The following is a 24,649-nucleotide window of genomic DNA, read 5'->3' as shown; positions in this document are numbered from 1 at the left end:
GACCGCATCGGCCTGCGCCACGGGCGGCGCGTTGGCCGGCAGCGCGTCGTCGAAGCGCACGTTGTCGATGATGACGCGGCTGCCCTGGGCGCCGAAGCCCAGCAGGTCGAAGTAGACGGACACGCCCTGCGACAGGTCGGCATTGCCCAGCGCGATGCTGACGCGGTAGGGGCCGGTGGCCGGTGGCGCGGCCAGCAGCGTGCCGTCCAGCGTCGAGAAGCGCACGCCCGAGGCACGGTAGACCGAGCCGTCGGCCTGCAGGTTGAGCACCGCGTCGGTGTTGCTCAGGCCAATGCTGCCCAGCAGCGACTGGTGCGTGGTCGGGTTGATCAGCGCCACCTCGAAGGCGTCCTGCGGGCCGCCGGCGGGGCTGTCGAAGGCGGCCTGCACGACGGTGAAGGTCAGCACCGTCGCACCGGTCGGCACCACAGTGAGGGTCTGCGTGAAGCGCGACGCGATGGTGGACGTCTCGGCGAGCACACCCTGGCCGTTCTGCACCGAGGCGGCGCCGCTGGCGGTCCAGCCGAAGCCGGCCGAGCCGGCGACGGCGTTGCCGAAGTCGCCGTTGGGCAGCAGGCCGGCCGCGCCGAGGTCGTGGGCCGAGCCGAGGTTGACCGACACCAGGGCACCCGACCCGGTGGCGGCGGCGCGCGCGGCCGTGATGATCTGCGCGTCCAGCGCTGACGGCAGGCGACGCTGGCCCAGGTTCAGGTGGCTGGCCATCAGGTCGCCGGCCGTGGCCGCGCCTTCCAGATGGGCGCCGTCCGAGGACAGCGTCACCGCGAAGTTGCCGGCGCTGAAGCGGTGGCTGCCGTCGGCCAGGCGGGTCAGGTTGCGGTCGAAGCCGGTGAAGCCGCTCATGAAGCCCAGCGCGTGGCCGACCTCGTGGCCCAGCACGGTCAGCAGGTCGTAGCGACCGACGGCTGCGCCGCCACTGCCGAACTCGGCGGCGTCCAACGGGGTCGTGTCGAAGAACCAGCCGTGGCCGTCCGCGTCCAGGTCCAGCACGATCCGGCCTTCGATGGGCACGCCGTTGGCGTCCAGCTGCGTGATGTAGGCCTCGCCCAGTTCACCGGCGGGCAGGTCGGCCAAGCTGATGCGCAGCTGCAGCGGCGTGGTCAGGCCCAGCTGAGCCTGCCACAGCGCCTGCACGTGGTCCAGCATGGCCAGGGCCGATGACAGGTCTAGCGTGGCGGCCGGCGCGGTGGCGCCGGTCGTTGCACCCAGCAGCGGCGTGCCGGGGCGGATCATGTCGGACGTGACCACACCACGCTGCTGCATCTCCTGCATCAGTGCGCGGACCTGGTCGTCCGTGCGCGGGCCCATCGTCAGCGCCGGCGCGAGCAGGTCCGGCCGGTTCGCGCCGATCAGCGGGAATTGCTGCTGCACCCAGGTCGGGTTGTAGTAGTGGTTGCCGGTGCGGGACAGCATGGCGCTGGGCATGCCGGTCGCCACCTCGTTGGCCATGCTGCGCAGGAAGATGCCCTTCTGCATGCGGTCGGCGTTGGCCAGGACCTGGTCGATCTCCGCCAGGCGCGTGGCCGTCAGCGGGTTCTCGACGACGTTGCGCACGGGCAGGGCCGTCTGGTGGCCGGCGTTGCTGGCGGAGATGTCCGTCCATTTCAGCGCCTGGTTGCGCGCATCCGCATAGCCCTGGGCGTTCTTCCAGTTGGCATCCCACAGGCTCGCGCCCTTCGTGCCCTGGACGACGTTCTGGTACTGCGCCGCGTTGCGTTCGCGCAGCAGCAGCTGGCCGGTGCCGTAGTCCATGCGGAACTGCGTGACGGTGCCTGGGCCGCCGATGAACTTGATCGTGTCCGCGTCCACGTAGCCGCCATGGGTCGGGTCCATGGTGGTGTGGGCGCCGTGCAGGAAGGAGGGCGTGTGGCCCTGCTGCGCCAGCGTCAGGTTCATGCGGTCGCCCATGGCCAGGATCTCGCTGTTGTTCAGCGAATAGGTCATGAGGCGGCCATCCTTGCCCGTGTAGGTCAGCGTGGCGCGGGCGATGTCCTGGTCGCCGCGGTAGAAGTTGCTGCGCATCCAGTTCTGGACCTTCTCGCCGACGCTGGCGCCGTCGTTGCCCATGACGGACTTGAAGAAGGACTTGATGTAGCCGCCTTCCGCGGCGATCTTGTCCTTCATCGGCACGATGCCGAAATAGGACTTCACGGTCTTCAGGTTCTCGGGCTTGGCCTCCAGGCCGAGCCTGGAGCCGATGCGGTTGCCCACGGCCGTCAGGTAGTCGGCCGAGCGCACGTCCACACGCAGCTTGCCCTGCACCGCGCCCACTTCGCTGGCGATGCTCATGCCCTCGCGGGCGGCGCGCTGGATCTCGGTCGCGACGGAGATCTTCTCGGCCTCCGACATCGCGCTGGTGGAGCCGATCTTCTTCAGGTTGTCCTTGACGAACTTGACGGACTTGTCCACCCAGGTGTCGGACATCTCCAGGGCTTTGGGCTCCTTCATGCCCAGCGCCTTGCGCACGGCCTTGGCCTCGCGATCGGACTGGTCGACGATGCGGGTCTCGGCCAGCTTGTCGATGAGCTGGCGGGCGCGGCCCTGGTTGGCTTCCAGGGCCTTGGCCGCGTCCTGGGCGGCGCGCGTCGCGTTGTCCGCCTTGCCCATGGCGGTGGTCGCGGCCGACTGGGCACGGGCCAGGTTGGCCTCGGCCTCGGTCTGGCGCACCAGGCCACGGCTGAGCTTCTCCATCTCGCTCATGCTCTGGCCCGAGGCCTCGGCCTTGCGGATGGCGGCCAGCTCGGCCTCGTTGGCCAGGCGGTTGAACTGGCCGGCTTCGCGCTGCAGACGCAGTTCGGCCATCTCGGCGCGGCTCGCCGACCCCAGCTTCTCCATGCTGCCGCCCAGCGTGCCCAGGCCCTTGGCCTTGCTCAGCACGCCCTGGGCGGCCATCGGGTCCAGGAAGATGCTGGCGATGTCGGTCGCGGTGCGCGCGGACTTGGCCGCGTTGCGGTAACCGGGCGACCACTGGTCGAACACGCCGTCTTCCCACTCGTTGAGCCGGGTGGTCAGGCCCTTGGACGGGGAGATCAGGCTGGGCAGGCTGACGATGGACTGCAGGAAGTCACCGCAGGGGCGGGTGAACTTGTCGACGATGGGGCCGACGGCCGCGTTGTAGAGCGCGTCGCCATCGCGCTGCATCTGCTGGTCGCCGATGAGGCGGCCGAAGTCGGATTGCAGCTTGCCGGCCAGGGCGGTGGCGCCCACGCCCAGCGCGTCGCCGGCGAACCAGGCCACGTCGGCCAGGCCGGTGCCGAAGGACACGAAGAAGTGCCCCACCGCGACGCCGCCGCCGACGATGCCCTGACCGATGGTGTCGGGGTTGACCATGTCCTTGGCGGTCTCGATGGCCGGGTTCAGGTACTCGTCCCAGAAGCTGGCGGACAGGCCGGTCGGGTCGAAGCGCGTGACGGGGTCGTTGGCGGCGTAGCGGTACAGGTTGGCGTCGCCACCGGCAAAGCCGGACGGGTCTTCGCTGATGAAGCGGCCGCCTTGCGGGTCGTACCAGCGGGCGCGCATGTCGTACAGGCCCAGCGCGGCGTTGAACTCGCGGCCGGTGTAGCTGTAGCGCGGCGCCGCGCCGGCGTTGCTCTGGCTGGTGATGGCGCCGAAGGCGTTGTAGCGCAGGTGGTCGACCAGGTTGCCGTTCGCGTCGGTGACGTCGCGCACCGTGCCCAGGTGGTCGGCCAGCGACCAGGTGAAGGTCGCGCCGTGGCGCTCCATCAGCACCTGGTCCATGGCGTCGCCCACCATGAAGGACTGCAGCACCGTGCCGGCGCCGTCCAGCACCAGGGCGACCTGGTTGCCGTCGTTGACCAGGTGCTGGGTGACGCCAGCGCCGGCGCTGTCGCCGTCGGCGTCAACCACATGCGCGATGCGACGGTCGAAGGCGTCGTAGCGGAAGCCCTCGCTGCGGACGACCGCGCCCTGCGCGGTGCTGATGATGGCGCTGACCAGGCGGTTGCGCTGGTCCCAGGTGTAGCGGGTGACCAGGCCGGTGCTGGTCTCGGTGCGCGTCAGGCGGTTGCCCTCGGCGTCGTAGGTGTAGCTGTAGCGGTCGTCACTGAGGACGCGGTTGGACGTGCCGATGGTGGCGCCGCCGCTGGTGGGGTTGCCGTTGGCGTCATAGCCGAAGGACTCGTCGGGCTGGAAGCTGAAGTCCGCGCCGGTGAGCTGGCCGCGGGCGTCATAGGCGTATTGCGTGCTGCCGTCGCTGCTGGTGGTGGCGACCAGGCGGCCGGCCACGTCCCAGCTGTGGACGATGTCGTTGATCGTGCCACCGGCATTGGCGTGCTTGATCTCCAGCACGCGGCCGGCGTCGTCCCAGGTGTAGCGCGTCGTCACGGCGGCGCTGGTGCTGGCGCCGACGAAGCGGTCCACGGCCAGCGTCTGGCCGATGGCGTCATAGCCCATGGTGACGCGCGCACCGGCGCCGGCGGCGCTGCCGGACTGGCTGACCTGGGTCAGGCGGCCCAGCGCGTCGTAGACGCGGCTGGTGCTGAGCACGGACTGGCCGTTGACCTGCTGGACCACGCTGGTCTGGCGGCCGGCGTCGTCGTAGCCGTACACCATGACTTCGTGCGGCTGGCCGCTGCTGCCGGCGTTGTCCTGGCTGAGCAGGCGGCCGGCGAGGTCGTAGCTGTAGGTGTAGGTCGCATCGGGGTCGCTGACGCTGGTCAGCTGGCTGGCGGCGTCATAGCTGCGCGTCGCGGTGCGCGCGACCTGGCCCTGGGCGTCCAGCCACTGCTCGCCGGTGCGGCGGTTCAGTGCGTCATAGCTGAACTGGGTCACCCGGTTGAGACGGTCCTTCTGCGTGACCAGGTTGCCCACGGCGTCATAGACGTGGCTGGTGACGGCGCCGAAGGCGTCCATCTCGACGACGCGGCGGTTCAGCGCGTCGTAGGCGTAGTCGGTGCGGTAGTTGTTGGCGTCGGTGAAGGACGCCAGGTTGCCGCGGCTGTCGTAGCTGTAGTGGGTGACGCCGTTGAGCGGGTCGGTCTGCGTCAGCAGGCGGTTCAGCGCGTCGTAGCTGCGCGTGGTCACCTGGTTCAGCGGATCGGTGCTGGTCAGCAGGTTGCCGGCCGCATCAAAGCTCCAGCGGGTCACGGCCGCAGCCTGGCCGTTGGCGCCGTCCGGATCGGGCTCGGTGTGCGCGATGCGGCGGTTCAGGTCGTCGTAGGCGTCGGTGCGCACATGGCCCAGCGCGTCAGTCGTCTTGACCAGGTTGCCCACCGCGTCATAGGCCATGCGGGTCACGCCATTGAGCGCGTCCGTGACCGTGACGGTGCGGTTCAGCGCGTCGTACGCGTAGTGCGTGACCTGGTTCAGCGGGTCGGTCGTCGCGATGACGTTGCCGACTGCGTCGTAGTCGCTGCGGGTGACGTGGTTCAGCGGGTCGGTGGTGCTGACGAGGCGGTCGAGGTTGTCGTAGGCGAACTTTGTCGTGCGGTTGAGCGCATCCGTGGCCGACGTGACGTTGCCGACGGCGTCGCGCTGGAAGCTGGTGACGCCGTTCAGTGCGTCGGTCAGGCTCTTGACGCGATTCAGCGCGTCGTAGGCGGTGGTCGTCGTGTGGTTCAGCGCATCGGTGACGCTGGTGCGGTTGCCATTGGCGTCGTAGCCGAAGCGGGTGACGGGCGCCGCCTGCGCGCCGGTGCTGCCGTCCGGGTCGGGCTGGGTGACGCTGACGACGCGGTAGAGCGCGTCGTAGCCATAGGTGGTGACCTGGCCGGCCTGGTCGATGCTGGCGACCAGGTTGCCGGCCTTGTCGTAGACGCTGCGCGTGACCTGGTTCAGCGCATCGGTCACGCTGGTGTTGCGGTCCAGCGCGTCGTAGCCGTACAGCGTGGTGTGGTTCAGCGGGTCGGTGACGCTGGTGACGTTGCCGACAGCGTCGTAGGTGACGACGCTGGCCGGCGCGGTCAGCGGGCCGTTTCCGTCCGGGTCCGGCTGCAGCACGCCGACGCGGCGGTTCATGCCGTCGTAGGCGTAGTGGGTCTTGCGACCCAGCGCGTCGGTCAGGGTGACCAGGTTGCCGACGGCGTCATAGGCCAGCGAGGTCACGCCGTTCAGCGCGTCCTTGACGCTCACGGTGCGGCCCAGCTTGTCGTACTCGGTGAAGCTGCTGCGGTTCAGCGCATCGATGCGCTCGATCTCGCGGCCGTTGGCGTCGTAGCGGTACTGCATCACCGGCGAGTCCAGCGGGCCGTTGGCGCCGTCCGGGTCGGGCGCCGTCATGCTGACCAGGCGGTCCAGCGCGTCGTAGCTGCGCAGCGTCACGCGGCCGGCAGCGTCGGTGCTGCGCGTCATGTTGCCGACGGCGTCGTAGGCGACGCTGCTGCTCTGGTTCAGCGCGTCCGTCGTCGTCAGGCGGCGGTTCAGCTCGTCGTAGCTGAAGGACGTGATGCCGTTCAGCGCGTCGGTGACCGACAGGATGTTGCCCACCGCGTCATAGCCGTAGCGGGTCACCGGCGCGGTCTGGCTGCCGCTGCCGTCCGGGTCGGGGCGCGTGGTGGTGAGCAGGCGGCCCAGCCTGTCGTAGGCGTAATGCGTCGCGTTGCGCAGCACGTCGGTGCTGACGGTCAGGCGGCCCACCTCGTCGTAGGCCAGCGTGGCGGTCTGGCCGGCCGCGTCGATGACCTCGATGCGGCGGTTCAGCGCGTCGTAGCCGTACTGCGTGGCATGGTCCAGCGCGTCGGTGCGGCGCACCAGGTTGCCGGCGGCGTCGTAGGCGAAGCGGGTCACCGAGGGGACCTGGCTGCCGCTGCCGTCCGGGTCGGGGGCGGTGACGCCGATGACGCGACCCAGGCGGTCGTAGGCCGTGGTCGTCACGCGGCCCAGCGCGTCGGTCACGGACGTCACGCGGCCCGCGGCGTCGTAGCCGGTCAGCATGACGCCGTTCAGCGCGTCGGTCATCTTCACGGCGCGGTTGCGCTCGTCATAGGCGTAGCGCGTGACGGCGCCGATGGCGTCGGTCATGGACAGCAGGTTGCCGACGTCGTCGTAGGTCAGGTAGCTGACCGGTGCAGCGAGGCTGCCGCCGCCGTCCGGGTCGGGCTGGTGCACCTCGATGGCGCGGTCCAGCGCGTCGTAGACGCTGATGGTCTGGCGGCCCAGCGCGTCGGTGGAGGCGACGATGTTGCCGACCTTGTCGTAGGCCAGCGTCCACTCGCCGTTGCGGGCGTCCGTCGTCTTGACCTCGCGGCCCAGCTTGTCGTACTCGTGCTTGGTGACGTGGTTGAGCGCGTCCGTGACGGTGAGCACGTTGCCCATCGCGTCGTAGGTGTAGGTCGTGACCGGCGCAGCCTGCTGGCCGCTCACGCCGTCGGGGTCGTCGTCGGTGATCTTCAGCACGCGGCCCTGGGCATCGACGGTGAACTTGGTGCTGCGCCCGGTCTCGTCGATGCTTTCGATGACGTTGCCGGCCGCGTCGTAATGCAGCGTGGACGTCTGGTTCAGCGCATCGATGCGGTTGGCGCGGCGGTTCAACGCGTCGTAGGTGAAGTGCGTCGTGTTGTTGCGCGGGTCGGTGGTGCTGAGCAGGTTGCCTTCGGCGTCGTAGGCCAGGCGCGTGATCGGCGCGGTCAGCGGGCCGCCGCCGTCCGGGTCGGCTTCGGTCAGCGTGACCAGGCGGCCCAGCAGGTCGTAGGCGCGCGTCGTCACGGCACCGGTCTCGTTGGTGCTGGTCAGCACGTGGCCCACGGCGTCGTAGGTCCTGGCAATGCTGCTGCCGTCGGCGAAGTGGGTGGCGGTCTGGCGGTTCAGCGCGTCGTGCTCGTACTCGGTGGTGTGGTCGAGTGCGTCGGTGACGGCGACCAGGTTGCCGGCCGCGTCGTAGCCGTAGGTCGTGACGGGGCCTGCGCCGCTGCCCCCAGCCGGGTTCGGCTGGGTGACCTGGATGCGGCGGTCCTGGTTGTCGTAGGCGTAGCTGGTCTTGCGGCCTTCCTCGTCCGTGGAGGCGACCAGGTTGCCCACCTTGTCGTAGGCCATGGTGGCCACGCCGTTCAGCGCGTCCTTGCGCGTGATCTGGCGGTTCAGGTCGTCATAGCTGTAGGCCGTGGCGTAGCCGCGCGCATCGACGATGGCGACGATGTTGCCGACCGCGTCGTAGACCGTCTCGGTCTTGGAGGCCGGCGAGCCGCCGGAGCCCGGCAGGTTTTCGCTGACGCGGCGGTTCAGCGCGTCGTACAGATAGGCGGTCTTGTGGCCCAGCGGGTCGGTGAGCGACTTCAGGTTGCCGACGTTGTCGTATTCCCAGCGCGTTTCGCCGTTCAGCGCGTCCGTCATCAGCACGCGGCGGCCCACGTTGTCGTAGCCGTAGGTGGTCTCGTGGTTCAGCGCGTCGGTCACCTTGACCAGGTTGCCGACCTTGTCGTAGCCGTACTTGCGGACCGGCGTGGCCTGCTGGCCATCGGTGCCGTCGGGGTCGGGCAGCGTCGTCTGGATGAGGCGGTTGAGCTTGTCGTAGACGTTGACCGTGGTCGCGCCCACGGCGTCGACCAGCTTCACGACATTGCCGTTCTCGTCGTAGCTGCGCGTGGTCGTGCCGTTCAGCGCGTCGATGGTCTTGACCAGCCGGCCCATCGCGTCGTACGCGTAGGTCGTCTTGTGGTTCAGCGCGTCGGTGGTGGAGACCAGCCGGCCGGCCGCGTCGTAGGCCATCGTCGTCACCGAGGGCAGCAGCGGGCCGTTGCCGTCGGGGTCGGGCAGCGTGATGCTGATGCGGCGGTTCAGGTTGTCGTGGCCGTACAGCGTCTCCCGGTTCAGCGCGTCGCTGGACTTGATCAGGTTGCCGGCCGCGTCGTAGGCCCAGGTCTTCACGCCGCCCAGGGCGTCGGTCTGGCGCACCGGGCGGTCACGCAGGTCGAAGTCGGTGACGGTCTTGTGGTGCAGCGCGTCGAAGCTCGCGATCAGGTTGCCGACCGGGTCGTAGACCGCCGCCGTGATGCCATGCAGCGCGTCTTCGGTCTCGAAGAGGCGGTTCATCGCGTCGTAGCGGTACTGGGTGACCTGGTTGTTCGCGTCGGTGCTGCTGGTGCGGTTGTTGGCCGCGTCGTAGGTGTAGGTGGTCTTCTTGTCGTTGGCGTCGGTCTCGATCAGCAGGCGGCCGCGGTCGTCGTAGGTGTAGCGGCTGGTGTGGCCTTCCTCGTCGGTGACGGCGCTGACCAGGTTGGCGCGCTGGTACTCGTAGGTCTTCTCACCCTGCAGCGCATCGGTCTGCTTGACGAGGCGGTTGCGCAAGTCGTAGCTGTACTCGGTCGTGTTGTGACGACCGTCGGTCAGCTTCTTCAGGTTGCCGCTGGCGTCGTATTCGCGGGTGGTGGTGTGGCCCTCACGGTCCACGGTGCTGGTCAGGCGGCCCAGCTGGTCGTAGGTCATCGTCGTGACTTGGTCCAGCTCGTCCGTCTGCGTGAGCATGTTGCCCGCCGCGTCGTAGGTGCTGCTGCGTGTGCTCGGCGTCAGCGGGCCGCCGCCGTCCGGGTCGGCCGTGCGCGTGGCCACCACGCGGTTCATCGCGTCGTAGCTGTACTCGGTGCGGTGGCTGTTCTCATCCACCATGGCCGAGATGTTGCCGGCCAGGTCGTACTCGTAGGTCTTGAAGCTGGTGTCCGGGTAGCGGACCTTGGCCAGCCGGCCCTGGGCGTCGTAGAAGTACGCGGTCTGGCGGCCCATCGCATCGGTCTGCGTGGCCAGCATGCCCTGGGGCAGGTAGGCGTACAGCGTCTGCGTGCCGTCGGCCCAGGTCGTGCCCAGGTTGTTGCCCTTGGCGTCGATCTGGTAGTGGGTCGTGTGGCCCGCGGCGTCGGTCGTGCTGGTCAGCCGGTTGAACTTGCCGTCGTAGGTGAACGTGGTCGTGCCGTAGGCATCGGTCAGCGTCAGGCGGTTGCCGCGGCTGTCGTAGGTGGACTCGGTGAAGCCGCCGCCGATGTTGCCGGTCTTGATGACGTTGCCGGCCGCGTCGCGCGTGTGGTTCAGGTACTCGCCCAGCGAGTCTTGCGCTCGCAGCGTGCGGCCCTGCTCGTCCATCGTCTCGATGCGGACGTTGCCGTTGGCGGACTTCATCGTCGCTGTGAAGGTGTCGATCTTCTTCGCCGACGCCTGGGCCGGGCTGGCCTTGTCGATGGTCAGCGCCGGGTCGGTCAGGCCATTGAGCTGCCAGGGCGTGACCTCGGTAGTCGAGCCGTCGGCGCGCTCTACCTTGATCAGGCGGCCGCTGACCTCGTCGTAGATGTGCAGGTCGGTGGCGCCCAGCTTGCTGGTGGACGTCGTCAGGTGGCCCTGCGCGTCGTAGCCGTAGCCGACGAAGGACTGGTCGGGGTCGATGACCTGGACCAGGTTGTCGCCGCTGTAGACCAGCTTGGTGACGCGGCCGGCCGGGTCGGTGATGCTGGTGACGTGCTTGCCGCTGTAGCCGAACTCGGTCTTCAGGCCGACCGGGTCGGTGATGCGCGTCAGGTTGCCCTTGGCGTCGTAGTCGTACTTCGTGGCGTTGCCGTAGCGGTCGGTCACCTTGACGAGGTGGCCGGGCAGGGTCTCGCCAGTGGCGGGGTCCTTGGTCGGCGCGGAGTAGGTGTAGACCGTGCCGTCTTCCAGCGTGCGCTCGAACTCGCCGTTGGCGTTCTTCTTCAGCGTGACCTGGTTGTCGTCGGCGCCGCGGTAGATGTCCTGCGTGCCCGTGACGCAGGTGGCGCTCTGCAGTTCCGGCGTCTCGATGTGGTTGTAGTGCTGCGCGTTGCCGTTGCCGTCGGTGACGGTGACGCCGCCTTCGGGGTCCACGTTCAGCGTCTGCAGGCCTTGCAGGCTCCAGCCGCGGCCGAAGGCGCTGTCGATGCCGTTGGTGTTCAGGCGGGTGCCGTTGCTGATGCGATCCTTGCCGCCCAGCTTGGCCGTCACCGTGTAGTGCACGTTGCCGGCCGCCAGGCTGCTGAAGTCCACCATCATGGCGGCCGTGATGACATCCTGGCCGGGGTTGATTTTCCAGTACTGGGTGGCCGTCGTGACGCTCTTGCCGTCCTCGCCGGTGGCGGTGATCTGCACCGCCATGATGAGCTTGCCGTCCGGGCTGAGCTCGTCGGCGCGGGCATGCGGGCGGTAGGCGTCCAGCTCGGCGGCCAGGCCTTCGAAGCTGAAGTTGATGATCTGGTTCGGGTCGGCGGCCAGCGAGTCGTAGTTCAGCATCAGCTGCTGGGTCTGGCCCAGCGACTGGTAGGACACCAGCGCATGCGTCTCGTTGACGATGCCGCTGTCCATCTGAACCGTGGAGCCGACCTGGTCGGGCGGGCAGTTCTGCGGGTCGCCGACGATGGCGTCCAGCAAGTCCTTGACGCCCATGTCGTTGCGGTCGTTCAGCGCGCTGCTGCGGCCGAAGTCGAACTGGTTGACGATGCGCGGGCCGGGTGCCACCTCGGTCGGGTGCGAGGACAGGCCTTGCGCGGCGCCACCGGTGGCGAACGGTGCGTTGGGCGAGATCTGCACGCCCGGCGGCACACCCTGGGTGTAGGGCACCTTGGCGGTGATGTTGTTGTTGGCGTCGAAGGTGACGATGTACCAGTTGCCCTTGGGATCGCGCCAGTAGGGCAGCACGTTGTTCTGCGCGTCGATGTAGTGGCCGAAGCCGTCCATCACATAGGGCACGCCGAAGCTGTACTCGCCGCGGGCGAAGCTGGCGCCGATGACGCGGTAGTCGGCCTTGATGTCGATGGCCGTGTTGTAGCCCTGCAGGTCTTCCTGCAGCGGCAGCAGCTCGGCGTTGTCGGTCAGCTGCTCGATGGGGAAGCGCGACATGCGCAGCTTCTGCGCGGGGGTGAGGCTGCTGTTGTTGTAGATGGCCTCGACCTGGCCGATCAGGTTGACCAGGTTGTAGGCCATCACGGCGCCGGTGCTGCGGCGCACGCCGCCAGGCACGCTGGGGTCGGGGATGACCACGTCCACGCCGCGGAAGGCCGCGAACAGGTAGTTGTAGCCCGAGGCCAGCGTCATGTTGTCCAGCACGCCGATGGGGATGGGCGTGGTGGCCGCCAGCAGCTCGCCGTTGCGCACGATGCCGATGTTGCTGCCGCTGGGCTGGCCGCTGCCGGGCGAAGTCAGCGCGTAGTCGGGGTCGGACGACGGGATGCCCTGCTGGTAGCGGTTGTAGCCGGCCACCAGCATGTACTCAGGGTGCGAGTGGCCCAGCACGCTCTTGAACGCATCGGCCGGGATGACGATGACGTCGCCCGCGTTGTTGACGTCGAAGCTGTTGTTGGTGCCGCCCAGCGTCAGGCCGTCACCGCTCAGCAGTGCATGGGCCGTGCCGAACTGCGAGGCAGTCAGGTCCTTGACGTCGATGTAACTGACCGCGTCCTCGTTGTCGAAGTAGCGGTTGGTGAACAGGATGCGGTTGGGGTCGCCCGAGTTGCGCAGCGCATAGGTCTCGTCGCCGGTCGGCACGGCGCCTAGCACTTCCCAGTAGTGCTTGGGGTTGTGGTTGGGCGTCGCGCTCGCGGGCCGGTCGGCCGCGTCGACGTTGATGACGTAGATGGCGCTCTTCTGGAAGGCGAGCAGCGGCTTCTCGTAGCCGGTGCGGTTGGGCGCGGCCACGTACAGGCGCTTGCCGTCTTCGCTGACGACCAGCTCGCGCAGGCCGAAGGGCGCCACGCCGACGTCGATGGTCTTGATGTACTGGTTGAAGGTGGGCGAGTTGGGGTCGATGTCGACCACGTAGATCAGCCCGTGTCCCAGCGCGCCGCCACCCTGCTTGTCTTCCTCGGCGATGTAGGCGTAGTGGTTGGCCGGGTCCAGCGTCACCCAGGACGGGCGGGCACCGGCGGGCAGCTTGATGATGGTGCTGGCGGGGTCGCTCGCATCCTTGATCTTGACCTGCTGCATGGCGACCATGTCCACCAGGGCCAGGCCGTTGCGGCCGTCGGGGTTGCCCGAGACGGTGACGTAGGCGCGCGTGTGGTCGGCGGTCAGCGCCGTGTCGCGCGGGTAGTAGCCCACCGGCACGGTGGCCACCAGCTGCAGCGCGGCCGTCTGGCCGGCCAGGCTGCCGGCGGCCGGGTTGCCCTGGGTGTAGATGCCCACCTGGCCCAGCGTGCGCAGCGCCGAGACGACATAGCTGCCGGGTGCGGGCACCTGCTCGGGCGCGCTGATGTAGGCCTGGTCCAGCGGCTTGATGGTGCCGGTGCACTCGTCCCACTGCGGCACCTTGTCGATGCGCGCCACCGAGACCTTGGCCAGGCCCAGGATGACGGATTGCGGCACCTTGACCGCGATGGTCTCGATGCCGTTGGCATCGGTCGTCACACTGCCGGCGAGCTCGCCGATCTCGGTGACGCCGTTCTGCTGGAACATCACCTTGAGCGCGGAGCTCAGCGTGCCCGCGGGGCCGCTGGCGAAATGCACGCCCGACAGCAGCAGCACCGGCTGCACCTGGCCGTTGACGTTGCGGAACTCGAAGCCGCGCGACAGGATGATGGGCGCGGCCGGCACGGCGGCCACGGGCTGGTTGACGACGGCGTTGAAGGTCGTCGTGGCACCCGGGTTCAGGTGCACGCCCACCGTCGTGACGATGGGCAAGCCTTGCACGGGGATGGCGACGATGTGCAGCTGGCTGACGTTGAAGCTGACCGCGATGGTCGGCGCATAGGTGGCGATGCCGCCCACGCCCGGCGCCGCGATGAAGGGGATCATGCCGACGGGCACGTTCACCGTCAGCGTGCCCTGGACCAGGCTGATGTTGTCGCTGGGCTTGCCCAGCATCCAGATGCCGGAATTGAGCACGCCGGGCCACGGCGGCGAGCTGGTGCGGGCGATGTGGTCGGCGCCGACGACGGCGACCTCATTCTGGAACCACTTGCCTTCCATCTCGCCCTGCGCGTTCGGCAGGGCGCCGGCACGGAACAGGTACAGCCGCGTGCCGACCGCGACGCTGTCGGGCACCTTGACGGCGAACTGCGCCGGGTTGTCCAGCGTCTGGCCGCCCAGGTCGATGTTGAAGGCGCTCAGGAACTCGAAGTCCTGCGGTACCGGCATCGGCAGGGCGGACTGCTGCACCCGCTCGATGGAGACGGTGCGCGGCTCTTCCATCGAGTCGGGCGCGACGGTCAGGATGGCGCCGTCCGGCGTCGCCACGGCGCCGCCCTGGGCGCCCATGGTGGTGCTGCCGATGTCGGGCGCGCGCACGTGGATGGGCACGCGGAACTCGGCACCGTTGTAGACGATGGTGACCTCGGTGTCGCCCTCGGCCAGGCCGCGCACCATGCCGGCGGCGTCCACGCTGACGACCTGGTTGTTGCCCGCCACATAGGTGGTCTGGGCCGTCACGGTGTCGCCGCCCTCGACCTTGACCGTCAGCGGCTTGTAGCCGGTGCCGGGCACAAGCGTGATGGCATGCGGGTAGACGTCCAGGCCGCTGAAGATCTGCAGGTTCTCGAACGGGTTGGGCTGGCCCAGCACCAGGGCCGTGGCCGTGGCGATGCTGCCGCGCTGGGCGGTCAGCGTGGAGAAGCCCTGGGCCGTGGAAATGATGGCCTGGTTGGCCACCAGGCGGGTGGTCGTGGCGTTGCTGACCGAAAGCGTGATGTAGCTGCTGTCCAGCACCACGTCCTGCTGGTCGGCGAAGTCGCCCACCACGGCGGGCAGGTAGCGGCTGCCCAGCGCCAGGGTCGGGTTGCGCTGCAGGAAGTCCAGGTGCAGCAGCGGGGCGTCGCTGACATGCACGGTGATGTTGCCGGCCGCGGACTGCGTGAAGCCGTCGTCGGCGATGACCGTGAAGCTGGCGTCGCCGGCAAAGCCGGCCTCGGGGCGGAACAGCACCCGCGTGCCGTCGCCCGACAGCGTGGCCGTGCCGTGCGTGGCCGAGACGATGCGGAAGCTCAGCGCGTCGCCCTCGGGGTCGCTGAGGAAGGAAGAAACCGGCACCTGCGTCAGCAGGTCCACGTGCGTGAAGCCGGAGCCCGCGCCGATGCTGGGGCCCTGGTTGGGTGCGAAGCCCAGGTTGGCGAACAGCAACTGGGCGTCGGAGGTGTTGACCTGACCGTCGCGGTTGATGTCGGCCGCGGCCAGGAAGGCCGCCTGGCCAGCGCTGCTGCCGCGCGCGGCCATCAGGGCCGCGGCGTCCGTGCCGTCCACGCGGCTGTCGCCGTTGACGTCGCCGGCGGCGAACAGGTGCAGCTTGTAGTCCCCCGCGCCGCTGCCGGCCATGCCCGCGATATGCAGCGTCTTCAGGCCTTCGGCCGTGATGCGGAAGATGGCGAAGCTGCCTTCGGCGTCGCTGCCGGAGACGATGGCCTGCGCGCCTTCGATGACGGGCAGGGCGGGGGCCAGCGTGCCACTGGTGGCCTGCACGCGCACGCCCAGCAGGAAGCTGCCGCCCTGGGGCAGCTGCACCTCACTGGGCCGCACGGCCAGCGAGTACAGCGCCTGGCCGCCCGCGGCCAGCGTGCCGGTGGTGTCGTGGGCCAGGTAGCCCAGCGCGGCGCCCAGGTCGCCGTCCAGCGTGCGCACGCTCACCGTCTGTCCATAAGTGATGGCCTGGCCGCCGCCGCCCGGCGCGGTGGCCAGCGTCAGCAGGTGGCTCGCCGGGTCGGCATAGCCGTAGCGCTGCGAAGTGCCGGCGGCCATGTCGCGCGCCGAGACCAGGTTGCCCAGCGCGTCGTAGGCGTAAGTGAACATGCGACCGTCGGGCGTCGTGACGCGTGTCAGCCGGCCCTGCGTGTCGTTGCTGAAGACGATGCCGTCGCCGCCGGTGGCGGTCACGCCGCTGCCGTTCACGTCCAGGTGCACGCCGTCGGCATAGGTGATGCCGGTGACGCCCCGGCCGGCCTGGATGTCCCAGCGCGTGCCGTCGGCGCCGACCAGTGTGTACTGGGCGCGCTCGCCGGCGAGGGCCGCGGGGTTGTAGGCGCTGCCGTTGTCCAGCGAGTAGAACTTGCCGGAGGCCTGCTGCAGCGGCAGGCTGGCGGACTGCAGCTGCCAGGTCACGCCCGCATCGGCCACCCAGCGCGGCTCGTAATAGGTGAAGCCCTGGCCCACGACGGCCACTGGCTGGAAGCTGAAGCCGGCGCGGCCGCCGTCCGGCGTGTCCACGAAGACGCGCGTGCCCCAGCGCAGTGGGTTGTAGACGCCGCTGGCCTCGGAGCCCGTCGCGGGCACGTCAGCCGTGACGCCCAGGTCACGCCAGGCCAGGCGCCAGCCGGCGCCGAAGCTGCCGGCCTGGTCGGCCGTGAAGGAGTCGTAGCGGCGCGTGAAGTCCAGCGTGTGGCCGGCCAGCGTGGCCGTGAAGTCGGTGCTGCTGCGCGTGTAGCGGCCGGCGTCGTTGGCGGCGTCCAGCTCCAGCGCGGTGCGCACCTCGGCGCTGCGGCCGGCGATGTCGGTGGCGGTCAGGCGCAGCTGGTAGAAGCCGCGCGCAAAGCGGGCCGGGTCCAGCGTCGCGAGCGCGCCCGTGACGGGGCCGGTGCCGCTGGCCAGCGTCGTGAAGCTGTCGATGCCGGTGCGGGCGATGGCCAGCGTCCAACCCTCCAGGTTGCTGTCGACGATGCTGCCGGTGATGGCGAGGGGCGCGGTGACATGGGCACCGCCCAGGGCCGTGTCCAGCGACACGACCGGTGCGCTGTGGTCCAGCGGGTCGCGCACGCGCAGCAGCGTGGTGCTGCTGGCCGTGTAGCCGTCCAGGTCGGTGGCGGTGGCGGTCAGCTGGTACAGGCCGCTGGCCGGCGCCGTGAAGACGGCGTGGCCGTTGGCGTCCAGCGCCAGCGGCGCACCATTGACCGTGAGGGTGCGCGAGGCGACGGCCGAGAAGGCGTCGGCCAGCACGTCCATGGCCACCGGCTGCCCCGGCACGGCGGGGAAGCTGGGCGTCAGCACGATGCTGGGCACGGGGCCGGCCGGCTGGGCCGTGACGCGCAGCGCCAGGCCGCGCTCGACGGTGGTGATGCCGTCGGTGACGCCCACGACCGCGAGGAAGTCGCCCACCTGGCCGGCCGTGGGGGTCCACAGGATCTGGCCCGTGGTGGCGTTGAAGTCCACGCCGTCGGGCAGGCCGCGGGCCGTGAAGTGCAGCGGGCTGCCGACGTCCAGGTCGGTGGCGACCAGCTTGAACTGCATCGTGTCGCCCAGCGCCACCTGGTGGTGGGTGAACGACAGCACCGGCGCGCGGTTGACGTCGGCCACTTCCACGTGCACGGTCATCGCGTCCTGCAGGCCCAGCGGGTCGCGCACGGCGAATTGCAGGTCGTAGCTGCCGGCCTGGTCGTAGCCGGGTTGCCATGTGAACACGCCGGTGGCGCGGTCGAACTCGGCGCCTTGCGGCAGCGCGGCCAGCGGCGCATAGGTCAGCACGTCGCCGTCCGGGTCGGCCCCGGTCAGCGTGAAGGTCAGCACGCGCTGCTCCTGCGTGCCCAGCGGCGGGATGCGGACGATGACCGGCGCCTGGTTGGTCGGCGTGACGGTGATGTCGAACTTCTCGCTGCTGCCGGTGGCGCCGTCAGAGACGGTGACCAGCACGTCGCGGTAGATGCCGGCGGCAAAGTAGTCGGTGGCCCAGCGCAGGCGGCCGGCGACCGGGTCGAAGACTGCGCCGGGCGGCGCATTGGCGATGCTGTAGGTCAGCGTGTCGCCGTTGGCGTCGGTGGCGGCGAACTGCAGGTCCAGCAGCTGGCCTTCGGCGACGCTGCGGTTGCCGATGGGCTGCAGGATGGGCGCGGCGTTGCTGTTGCGCACCGTGATCGCCACGGTCTGCGCGTCGCTGTTGCCGGCGCTGTCGGTGACGACGAAGGTGACGGACGTCGTGCCTGCGTCGGCGGCGGTCGGCGTCCAGGTGAACACGGCGCTGCCGTATTGCGCGCCGGTCACCAGCGTGGCGCTGGCCGGCTTGCCGTTGACGGTGAAGGTCAGCGCGTCCTGGTCGAGGTCGGTGGCCTTGACGGTGAACTGCAGCGGCTGGCCCACCAGGGCCACCTTGGGGCCGATGGTGGCGAGCAGCGGCGGCTCGGCGGCTGAGGCCACCTTGACGACGAAGGTGGTCGAGGCCGACAGCGCGGCGGAGGCGCCGCCGCCGTCGCCGTTGTCCGTGGCGGTCAGCGTGACGATGTAGTCGCCGCGGTCGCGGTCGCCCGGCGTGATGCGCAGGAAGCCGGTGCCGTTGCCGGTGGAGACGAAGTTGAACAGCGGCGTGCCGCCGCCGTCACGCGTGGGCTGGCCGTTGACGGACACCGCGTAGGGCAGGCCTTTCAGCGTGACCGTGAAGACGACGTTCAGCGGGTTGCCGTCGGCGTCGGTCACGGTGACCGGCACGTCGATGGGCTGGCCCTTCTCGACCTGCAGGTTGGCCTGCGGCGTCACCTCGGGCGGGCGGTTGGCGTTCACGACCTGCAGCGGCACGGTCATGCTGGTGGACAGCGGTGTGCCGGTGCCGTCGCCGTTGTCGGTGGCAGTGACGACGACGTTGTAGCTGCCGGCCTGGCCGTAGCCGGGTGTCCAGCGCAGCGTGCCGGTGACGCTGTCGAACGTGGCGCCGGTGGGCAGGCCGGTGACGCTGTAGGTCACCGTGGGCAGCGTCGTCTCGGGCGCGGACAGCGTGCCGTCGGCCAGGCGCACCTGGGGCACGTAGCGGGGGTTGTCGGGGTCGATGGCGCTCAGCAGCAGCGTCAGCGTCTGGCCTTCCAGCACGGCGGCGTTGACGACCGGTGCGAACACCGGCGCGGCGTTGACGTTCAGCACCGTGAAGTGCACGGCGCGCTCGACGATGGTCTCGCCATCGGTCACGCGGAAGCGCAGCGTGTACTCGGGCGCGCTGTCCAGCGGCGGCACCCAGTTGAAGACGCCGGTGTTGGGGTCCAGCGTGGCGCCGGGCAGCAGCAGTTCGGCGGAGAAGCGCAGGGTCTGGCTGTCGATGTCGATCGCGCGCAGCGTGAACTGCACCGGGTCGCCCTGGCGCACCGTGCGGTCGGGGATGCCCAGCAGCACCGGCGGCGCGTTGGCCTGGTCGACGATGACGGTCAGCGAGCGCGTGACGGTGTTGATGCCGTCGCTGACGGTGAAGCTGAGGTTGCGGTACTCGCCGGCCGCATCAAAGCCGGGCGTCCATTCGAAGACGGCGCGCTGGCTGTCGAAGCGCGCACCGGGCGGCAGGCCGTTGGCGGCGTAGCTGAGCAGCCGGCCCTCGGGGTCGGCGGCGGTGATGGGCAGCGTGAAGCTCTGGCCTTCCAGCAGGCGCACGCTGGGTGGCAGCTCCAGCACCGGCGCGCGGTTGGCGCCGGCCGTCTCGATGACGAAGGCCTGCGTGGCGTAGGCGCCGCGCGTGTCGTAGACGCGCAGCACGACGGACGCCTTCTCCGGGCTGTCGGTCGTGGGCGTCCAGCTGAGCCGCCCGGTGGCGGCGTCCAGCGTGGCGCCTTGCGGGCCTTGCAGCATGACCCAGGTCAGCGTGCTGTGCTCGGGGTCGCCGGCCTTGGCGTCGTAGACATAGGGCGTGCCGGCCGTGGCGCTGGTCAACGGCGCCTGGTTGAACAGCGGCGTCTGGTTGGGGTAGGGCAGGGCGTAGACGCCCGCGCCGATCTCGACCCGCTGGCCTTGCGGGTTGTTCAGCTTGATGGTGGTCAGTTGCGTGGACGCGCCGCGCGCGAACACGCCGCCGGGCAGGCCGGCGCCCAGGTCCAGCAGCCACAGGCCGTTGGCGCCGACGGTGGCGCCGGCGGCCGAGCCCTGGAAGTAGCGCGACGGGTCCAGCACCAGCAGCAGCGGCACCTTGAGGTCGTACTCGCTCTTGTTGGTGACCTTGACGTCGAAGGACAGCGTGCCGGTGGCGCGGTCGGAGCGCGTGGCGACGAACTGGATGTCCAGCAGCGTGGAGAAGTCGGACACGGCCGTGAAGGCCACCGTGTGCGCGACGGCCATCTCCAGGCCGGCGGCCGAGCGGATGCGCTTGGCGACGGTCAGCGTGTAGTTGCCGCCGTCCGGCGACTCGAAGCGCAGCGTGGCGGTGCGGCTGGCGGCGTCGTAGCTGAGCGCACTGATGGCCACGGCCTTGCCGGTGCTGTCGACCAGCGTGTAGTTGGCGACGTTGCTGACGGAGGCGAGGTCGCCCGCGCTGCCCACGCGCATGTCGTGGTCGAAGGTCACCGTCATGCTGCTGATGGGCAGCGCGACGATGGCGCCGGCCGCCGGGCTGGTGCGCAGCACCGCCGGCGCTACCAGCGGCGCCAGCACGTCGACCTGGGCGCCGTTGGCGATCAGCAGGCGTCCGTCGGACGTGGCCAGCAACTGCTCGGCGCTGGGGCCGCCGGTGGCGACCTGCAGCCAGTTCATCGTCGCCAGGTCCACCATGTACAGGCTGGCCTTGTCGGTGCTGCCCGAGGCGATGCGGGACGACACGAACAGCAGGCCCTGCAGCGCAGTGCCGGGCTGGCCGAAGGTCAGCGAGTCCAGTTCGGCGGCGATGTCCAGCTGCGCCTGCGCGCGGCCCTGGGCGTCGAAGCGGATGACCTGGCCGCGCTTGGGCCAGGCGGTGGCCCACAGGCTGCCGTCCGGCGCGATGGCGAGGTCGTCGACGCGGACGTTGCTGAAGTGCGTGAACGTGCGCGTCGTCGGGTTGAAGGCCTCGACGCCGTTGCCCGACGACACGTAGAACAGGCCCTTGACGCGGTCGAAGGCCAGCGACTGCGTGATGCTGTCGCCGTAGCGGTTGATGATCTCCAGCGTCTGCGGGTCCAGCTCCAGCAGCTGGCCGCCGCCGCTGGTGGCCCACAGGCCGCCGCTGGCGTCGTAGGCCAGGTCGTAGACGGGGCTGTCCAGCTGCACGGCCGGCGTCAGCGCCTTGCCGCCGGTGGGGTCGAACAGGTACAGCGCGCCGCGGTTGCCGCCGCCGCTGACGATGAAGCGCCCGTCGGGCCGCTCCAGGATGGCCAGGGGGCCGATGCCCGAGAAGCTCTGCGTGATGCCGGTGCCGAAGGCCTCGCCGCTGAACGGCGCCAGCACGCTCTGGAACAGCGAGGGCCGCGACGAGACGGCGCCAGGCAGGTTCTGCTGCGCCTTCAGGAACAGCTCGTTGGTGCTGGTGGCGTTGCTGGGCGCCGGTGCCGGCGCGATGTCCTGCGTCGTGCGGCCGACCTGCGGCGTGCCACCCACGTCGACGACGCTGCCGTCGCCGGGCAGGTCGCCGCTGGGAGCCAGCTCACGGTTGCCCGCGTTGTCGATGGACAAGGCCAGGAACTGATAGCTGTGGCCGGGGCGGCCGCTGTAGACGCCTTGCTTGTCGGTAGTCTGCTGCTTCCACAGCGTCCAGGCGCCGCCGTCCTCGCGCACATAGACGCTGGTGCTGCGCACGCCGGAGCCGGTGTTGCCGTCCACGGCCTGCCATTGCACGGCGTAGTCGGCGCTGCCGGCCTGCACGGGCGCGGCGGTGAGGGTGGTCTTGGGCGGCGTGACGTCCAGCGTGCTGGTGACCTTGCCGGTCTCCATGGGCGCGCGGCTGTCCAGCTCGACGCGGGCCTGCGCCGTGATGGTGGCGCCGTCCTGCGCCTCGAAGGCGGCCTGCACCGTGTAGCTGACGAAGGCCTGGCCGCGGCCCTGCGCGTCGTCGGGTTGCAGCAGGCCGCGCGTGGCGTCCTGCAGCACCTCGCCGGTGTCGGGGTCGATGGCCTGCAGCAGCCAGGTGGCCGTGTGGGTCTCGGGGTCGACGCCGGCGCTGACGCGCACGATGAAGCCCAGCGAGTTGCGCAGGTCGAAGTCGCCCTGGAAGTTGGCGCGGTCCTGCGGCACGTGGATGGTGACGCCGCCGATCTTGATGTCGCCCAGGCGGAACGAGCGCACGGACAGGTCGCTGTCCAGCACGGTCGAGATGCGCGCCTGGTTGGCGGCGCTGCCGGCGCCGGCCGGGTTGGCGAACTTGATCGTGTAGGGCAGCGGCGTGTTGGCGGGCAGGTATTGCGCGTCGCCGTAGCCGTTGGGGCCGATCAGCGAGGCGCCGTCGTTGGTGCTCTGCGCGATCTGCTCGAACAGGCGCTGCAGGTCCAGCAGCGTCAGCGTGTTGCTGCTGGCCAGCGACGAGAAGCCGGGGTCGGTGGACGTGACCGACGAGCTGCTGCTGAAGGGCGAGAAGATGTTGATCGACTGGAAGTAGGTCGAGTGCGACAGCGCCAGGTTGTAGTCGCCGTAGTTGCCCGACACCGGCACGGGGATGCCGTACTCGCCGCATTCCTGCGACTCGCGGATGTCGTACCCGATCAGGTCGGTCAGCGTGCCCGGCATGTCGCCGTACCAGGTGTGCATCTGGTCGAAGAAGGCGCTCAGCGTGGCGGGACCGCTGATCTGCTGGCCCACGGGGCCGACCAGGATGCCGCTGGCCAGCGTGGCCATCAGGCTGATGACCTTCTCGTCGCTGCGGATGGGCGGGGCCTCGTCGGCCGGGCGCAGCAGGCCGCTTTCCTCCAGCGCGCCCAGGTAGGCGTTGACCCAGGTGTCGTGGTCGGCCGCCAGGTTCACCAGCGCCGCGTTGGCCTTGGTGTCGGCCAGCACGGCGGTGCGCAGGCGCTCGGCCTCCTTGGTCTGCAGCCCCACGAACTCGTCGCGCGTCAGCGGCGTGGCCGCGGCGTTCACGTTGAACAGGAAGGGCGCGAACAGGCCGATGCAGTCGTTGATCTTGGCGTTGGGGTTCTTGAACCACTCTCCCAGCCAGCTGCCCAGCGAGCCGACGCCGTCCTTGAGCACGTCGGCCTTGGCCAGGTCGGGTCGCGCCTCGTAGACGGCGCGCTTGTAGGCCTCGAAGTTGCGGTCGAAGATGGCCTGCAGGCCGGGGTAGGTCGTGACCGAGAAGTTCATGCCGACGTAGCCGCCGGACTCGACGTCCAGCGCGTAGCCGGGCGCCAGCATGGTGCCGAAGCTGTTGACCTCGCTGTCCAGGCTGGCCCAGCCGACGTCGCTGCGCAGGCCGCCGTCCGGCTTGCCGGACACGTTGGAGCTGAAGCTGGTGTACGGCAGGCCGTAGACCTTGGCGTTGTCGCCCAGCTCGGTGACGCCGAAGCTGAAGTAGACGTAGGGCGTGTCGACGTTGGTCAGGCTTTGCAGCGAGATGCTGTACAGCCCCGTCTGGCCCGACGGCACGACGCGCGGGCCGCCCAGGCCGATGGTCACGTCGATGGGCAGGGCCGTTTCAACGAGGTAGCGGTAGGGCAGCGTGGCCATCGCACCGTTAGGGTTGATGACGGCCACGTCGTACAAGCCATGCGGCACGTTGGTCAGGTCGAAGATCGCCTTGATGGTGGTGGCGTCGATGACCTCGTAGCGCACCGGCGCCACTTCCAGCAGACCCGGGCGCACCAGCTTGACCACGGCGCCGTCCTTGAAGCCGGCGCCGGTGATGGTGGCGCTGACCCACTTGCCGTCGCCACCCTGGTCCTGCGAGATGTCGGTGATGCTGAAGGGCAGGGTCTTGGCGGTCAGCGTGACCGGGCTGGCCGCGCCGATGCCGGGGCGGCCCTGGATCAGCACGTAATAGTCGCCGGCCTGGGTCGTGGGCACGAGCGTGCTCGGGTCGGCCGACAGCACCTGCAGCGCACCGAAGTCGAACGCCGACGGGCTGGCCGCGTCGCCGTAGCGCACGTAGAGCTCGTTGCTGGTCAGGTCGGCGCCGTCCAGCGCGACCTGCAGCGTCTCGTTGGCGCCGACGGTGACGCGGAACAGGCGCTGCTCGCCGGGCGCCAGCGTGGTCTGCAGCGGCACGCCCAGCGCCAGCGTGGGCACGGTGACGGCCAGGGCGGCGGCGCTGCTGGTGGTGTTGTTGCGTTCGCCGATGCTGGCGCTGGCGCCTTCGTTGACCTCGTTGTAGATGTCGCTGCGGACGATGATGCGGTAGCTGCCCGCCTTGGCCGGCGGCAGCTTGGCGGTCAGCTCGGAGATGTAGCTGTCGCCGACGATCACCGTGCCGGTGTGCAGCACCTTGCCCAGCAGGATGTCCTGCAGGCCCCAGGCGCTGTCGACGGACAGGTAGACGGAGTCGGTCCACGAACCCTCGGCGGCGGCGCCGGTCGCGTTGCTGACGGTGAACTTGATCTTGACGGTGTCGCCCGTCATCGCTGTGGGCGGCACGACGATGTCGCCCACGACCAGGTCGGCCGGCGGCGGCAGCTCGATGAGCAGCGGCGTGGCCCGGGCGGTCGCGTTGTTGTCCTCGTGCGTGGCCTCGAAGACCTTGCCTCGTGGCTCGCTGGAGGCGCTGGTGATCGGGTCGGTGACGACAAAGACGTAGTAGGAGCCGGTCACGCCGGCCGGCAGCTTGAAGGTGCCGGTGCCGTCGTAGGTGCCGCCGTTGCCGGCGACCACGCCCTTGTGCTCGATGTCGCCCAGGTAGCGGTCGGCGCGCGGGTCCAGCACCGGGTCGACGGACAGGTAGACCTGGTCGCGCCAGGTGACGTTCGCCGGCGTGGCGGCGCCGCCCTGGTTGACGACGGTGTAGTTGACGGTGATGTTCTGGCCGCGGATGGCGTGATCGACCGTGTCGATGGCGACGACGCGCAGGTCGGCCGCGGGGGCCTGCGTGACCTGCACCGGCAGGACGACCACGTTGTTGCCCTCGTCGCGGAACTCGGGCACGGCGTCGCGGTTCTGGAACACCTGCTTGACGCCCACGTTGGCGGCGCCATTGGGCTCGGTG

The 24,649-nt window shown here is 69.8% G+C and carries 1 protein-coding gene (running past both ends of the window); it reads right to left on the bottom strand.

This entire window lies inside a single protein-coding gene on the bottom strand: locus AC1D29_RS21115, encoding an Ig-like domain-containing protein (RefSeq protein WP_477901066.1). The 42,759-nt coding sequence extends 3,126 nt beyond the window's left edge and 14,984 nt beyond its right edge, so the window shows coding positions 14,985-39,633, spanning codon 4,995 (partial) through codon 13,211 (complete); reading right to left, the first codon wholly in view occupies nt 24,646-24,648. Both the start codon and the stop codon lie outside the window.

This window comes from Roseateles sp. P1_C6, from assembly GCF_056406315.1.
This window is presented reverse-complemented; position numbering and strand designations above follow the sequence as displayed.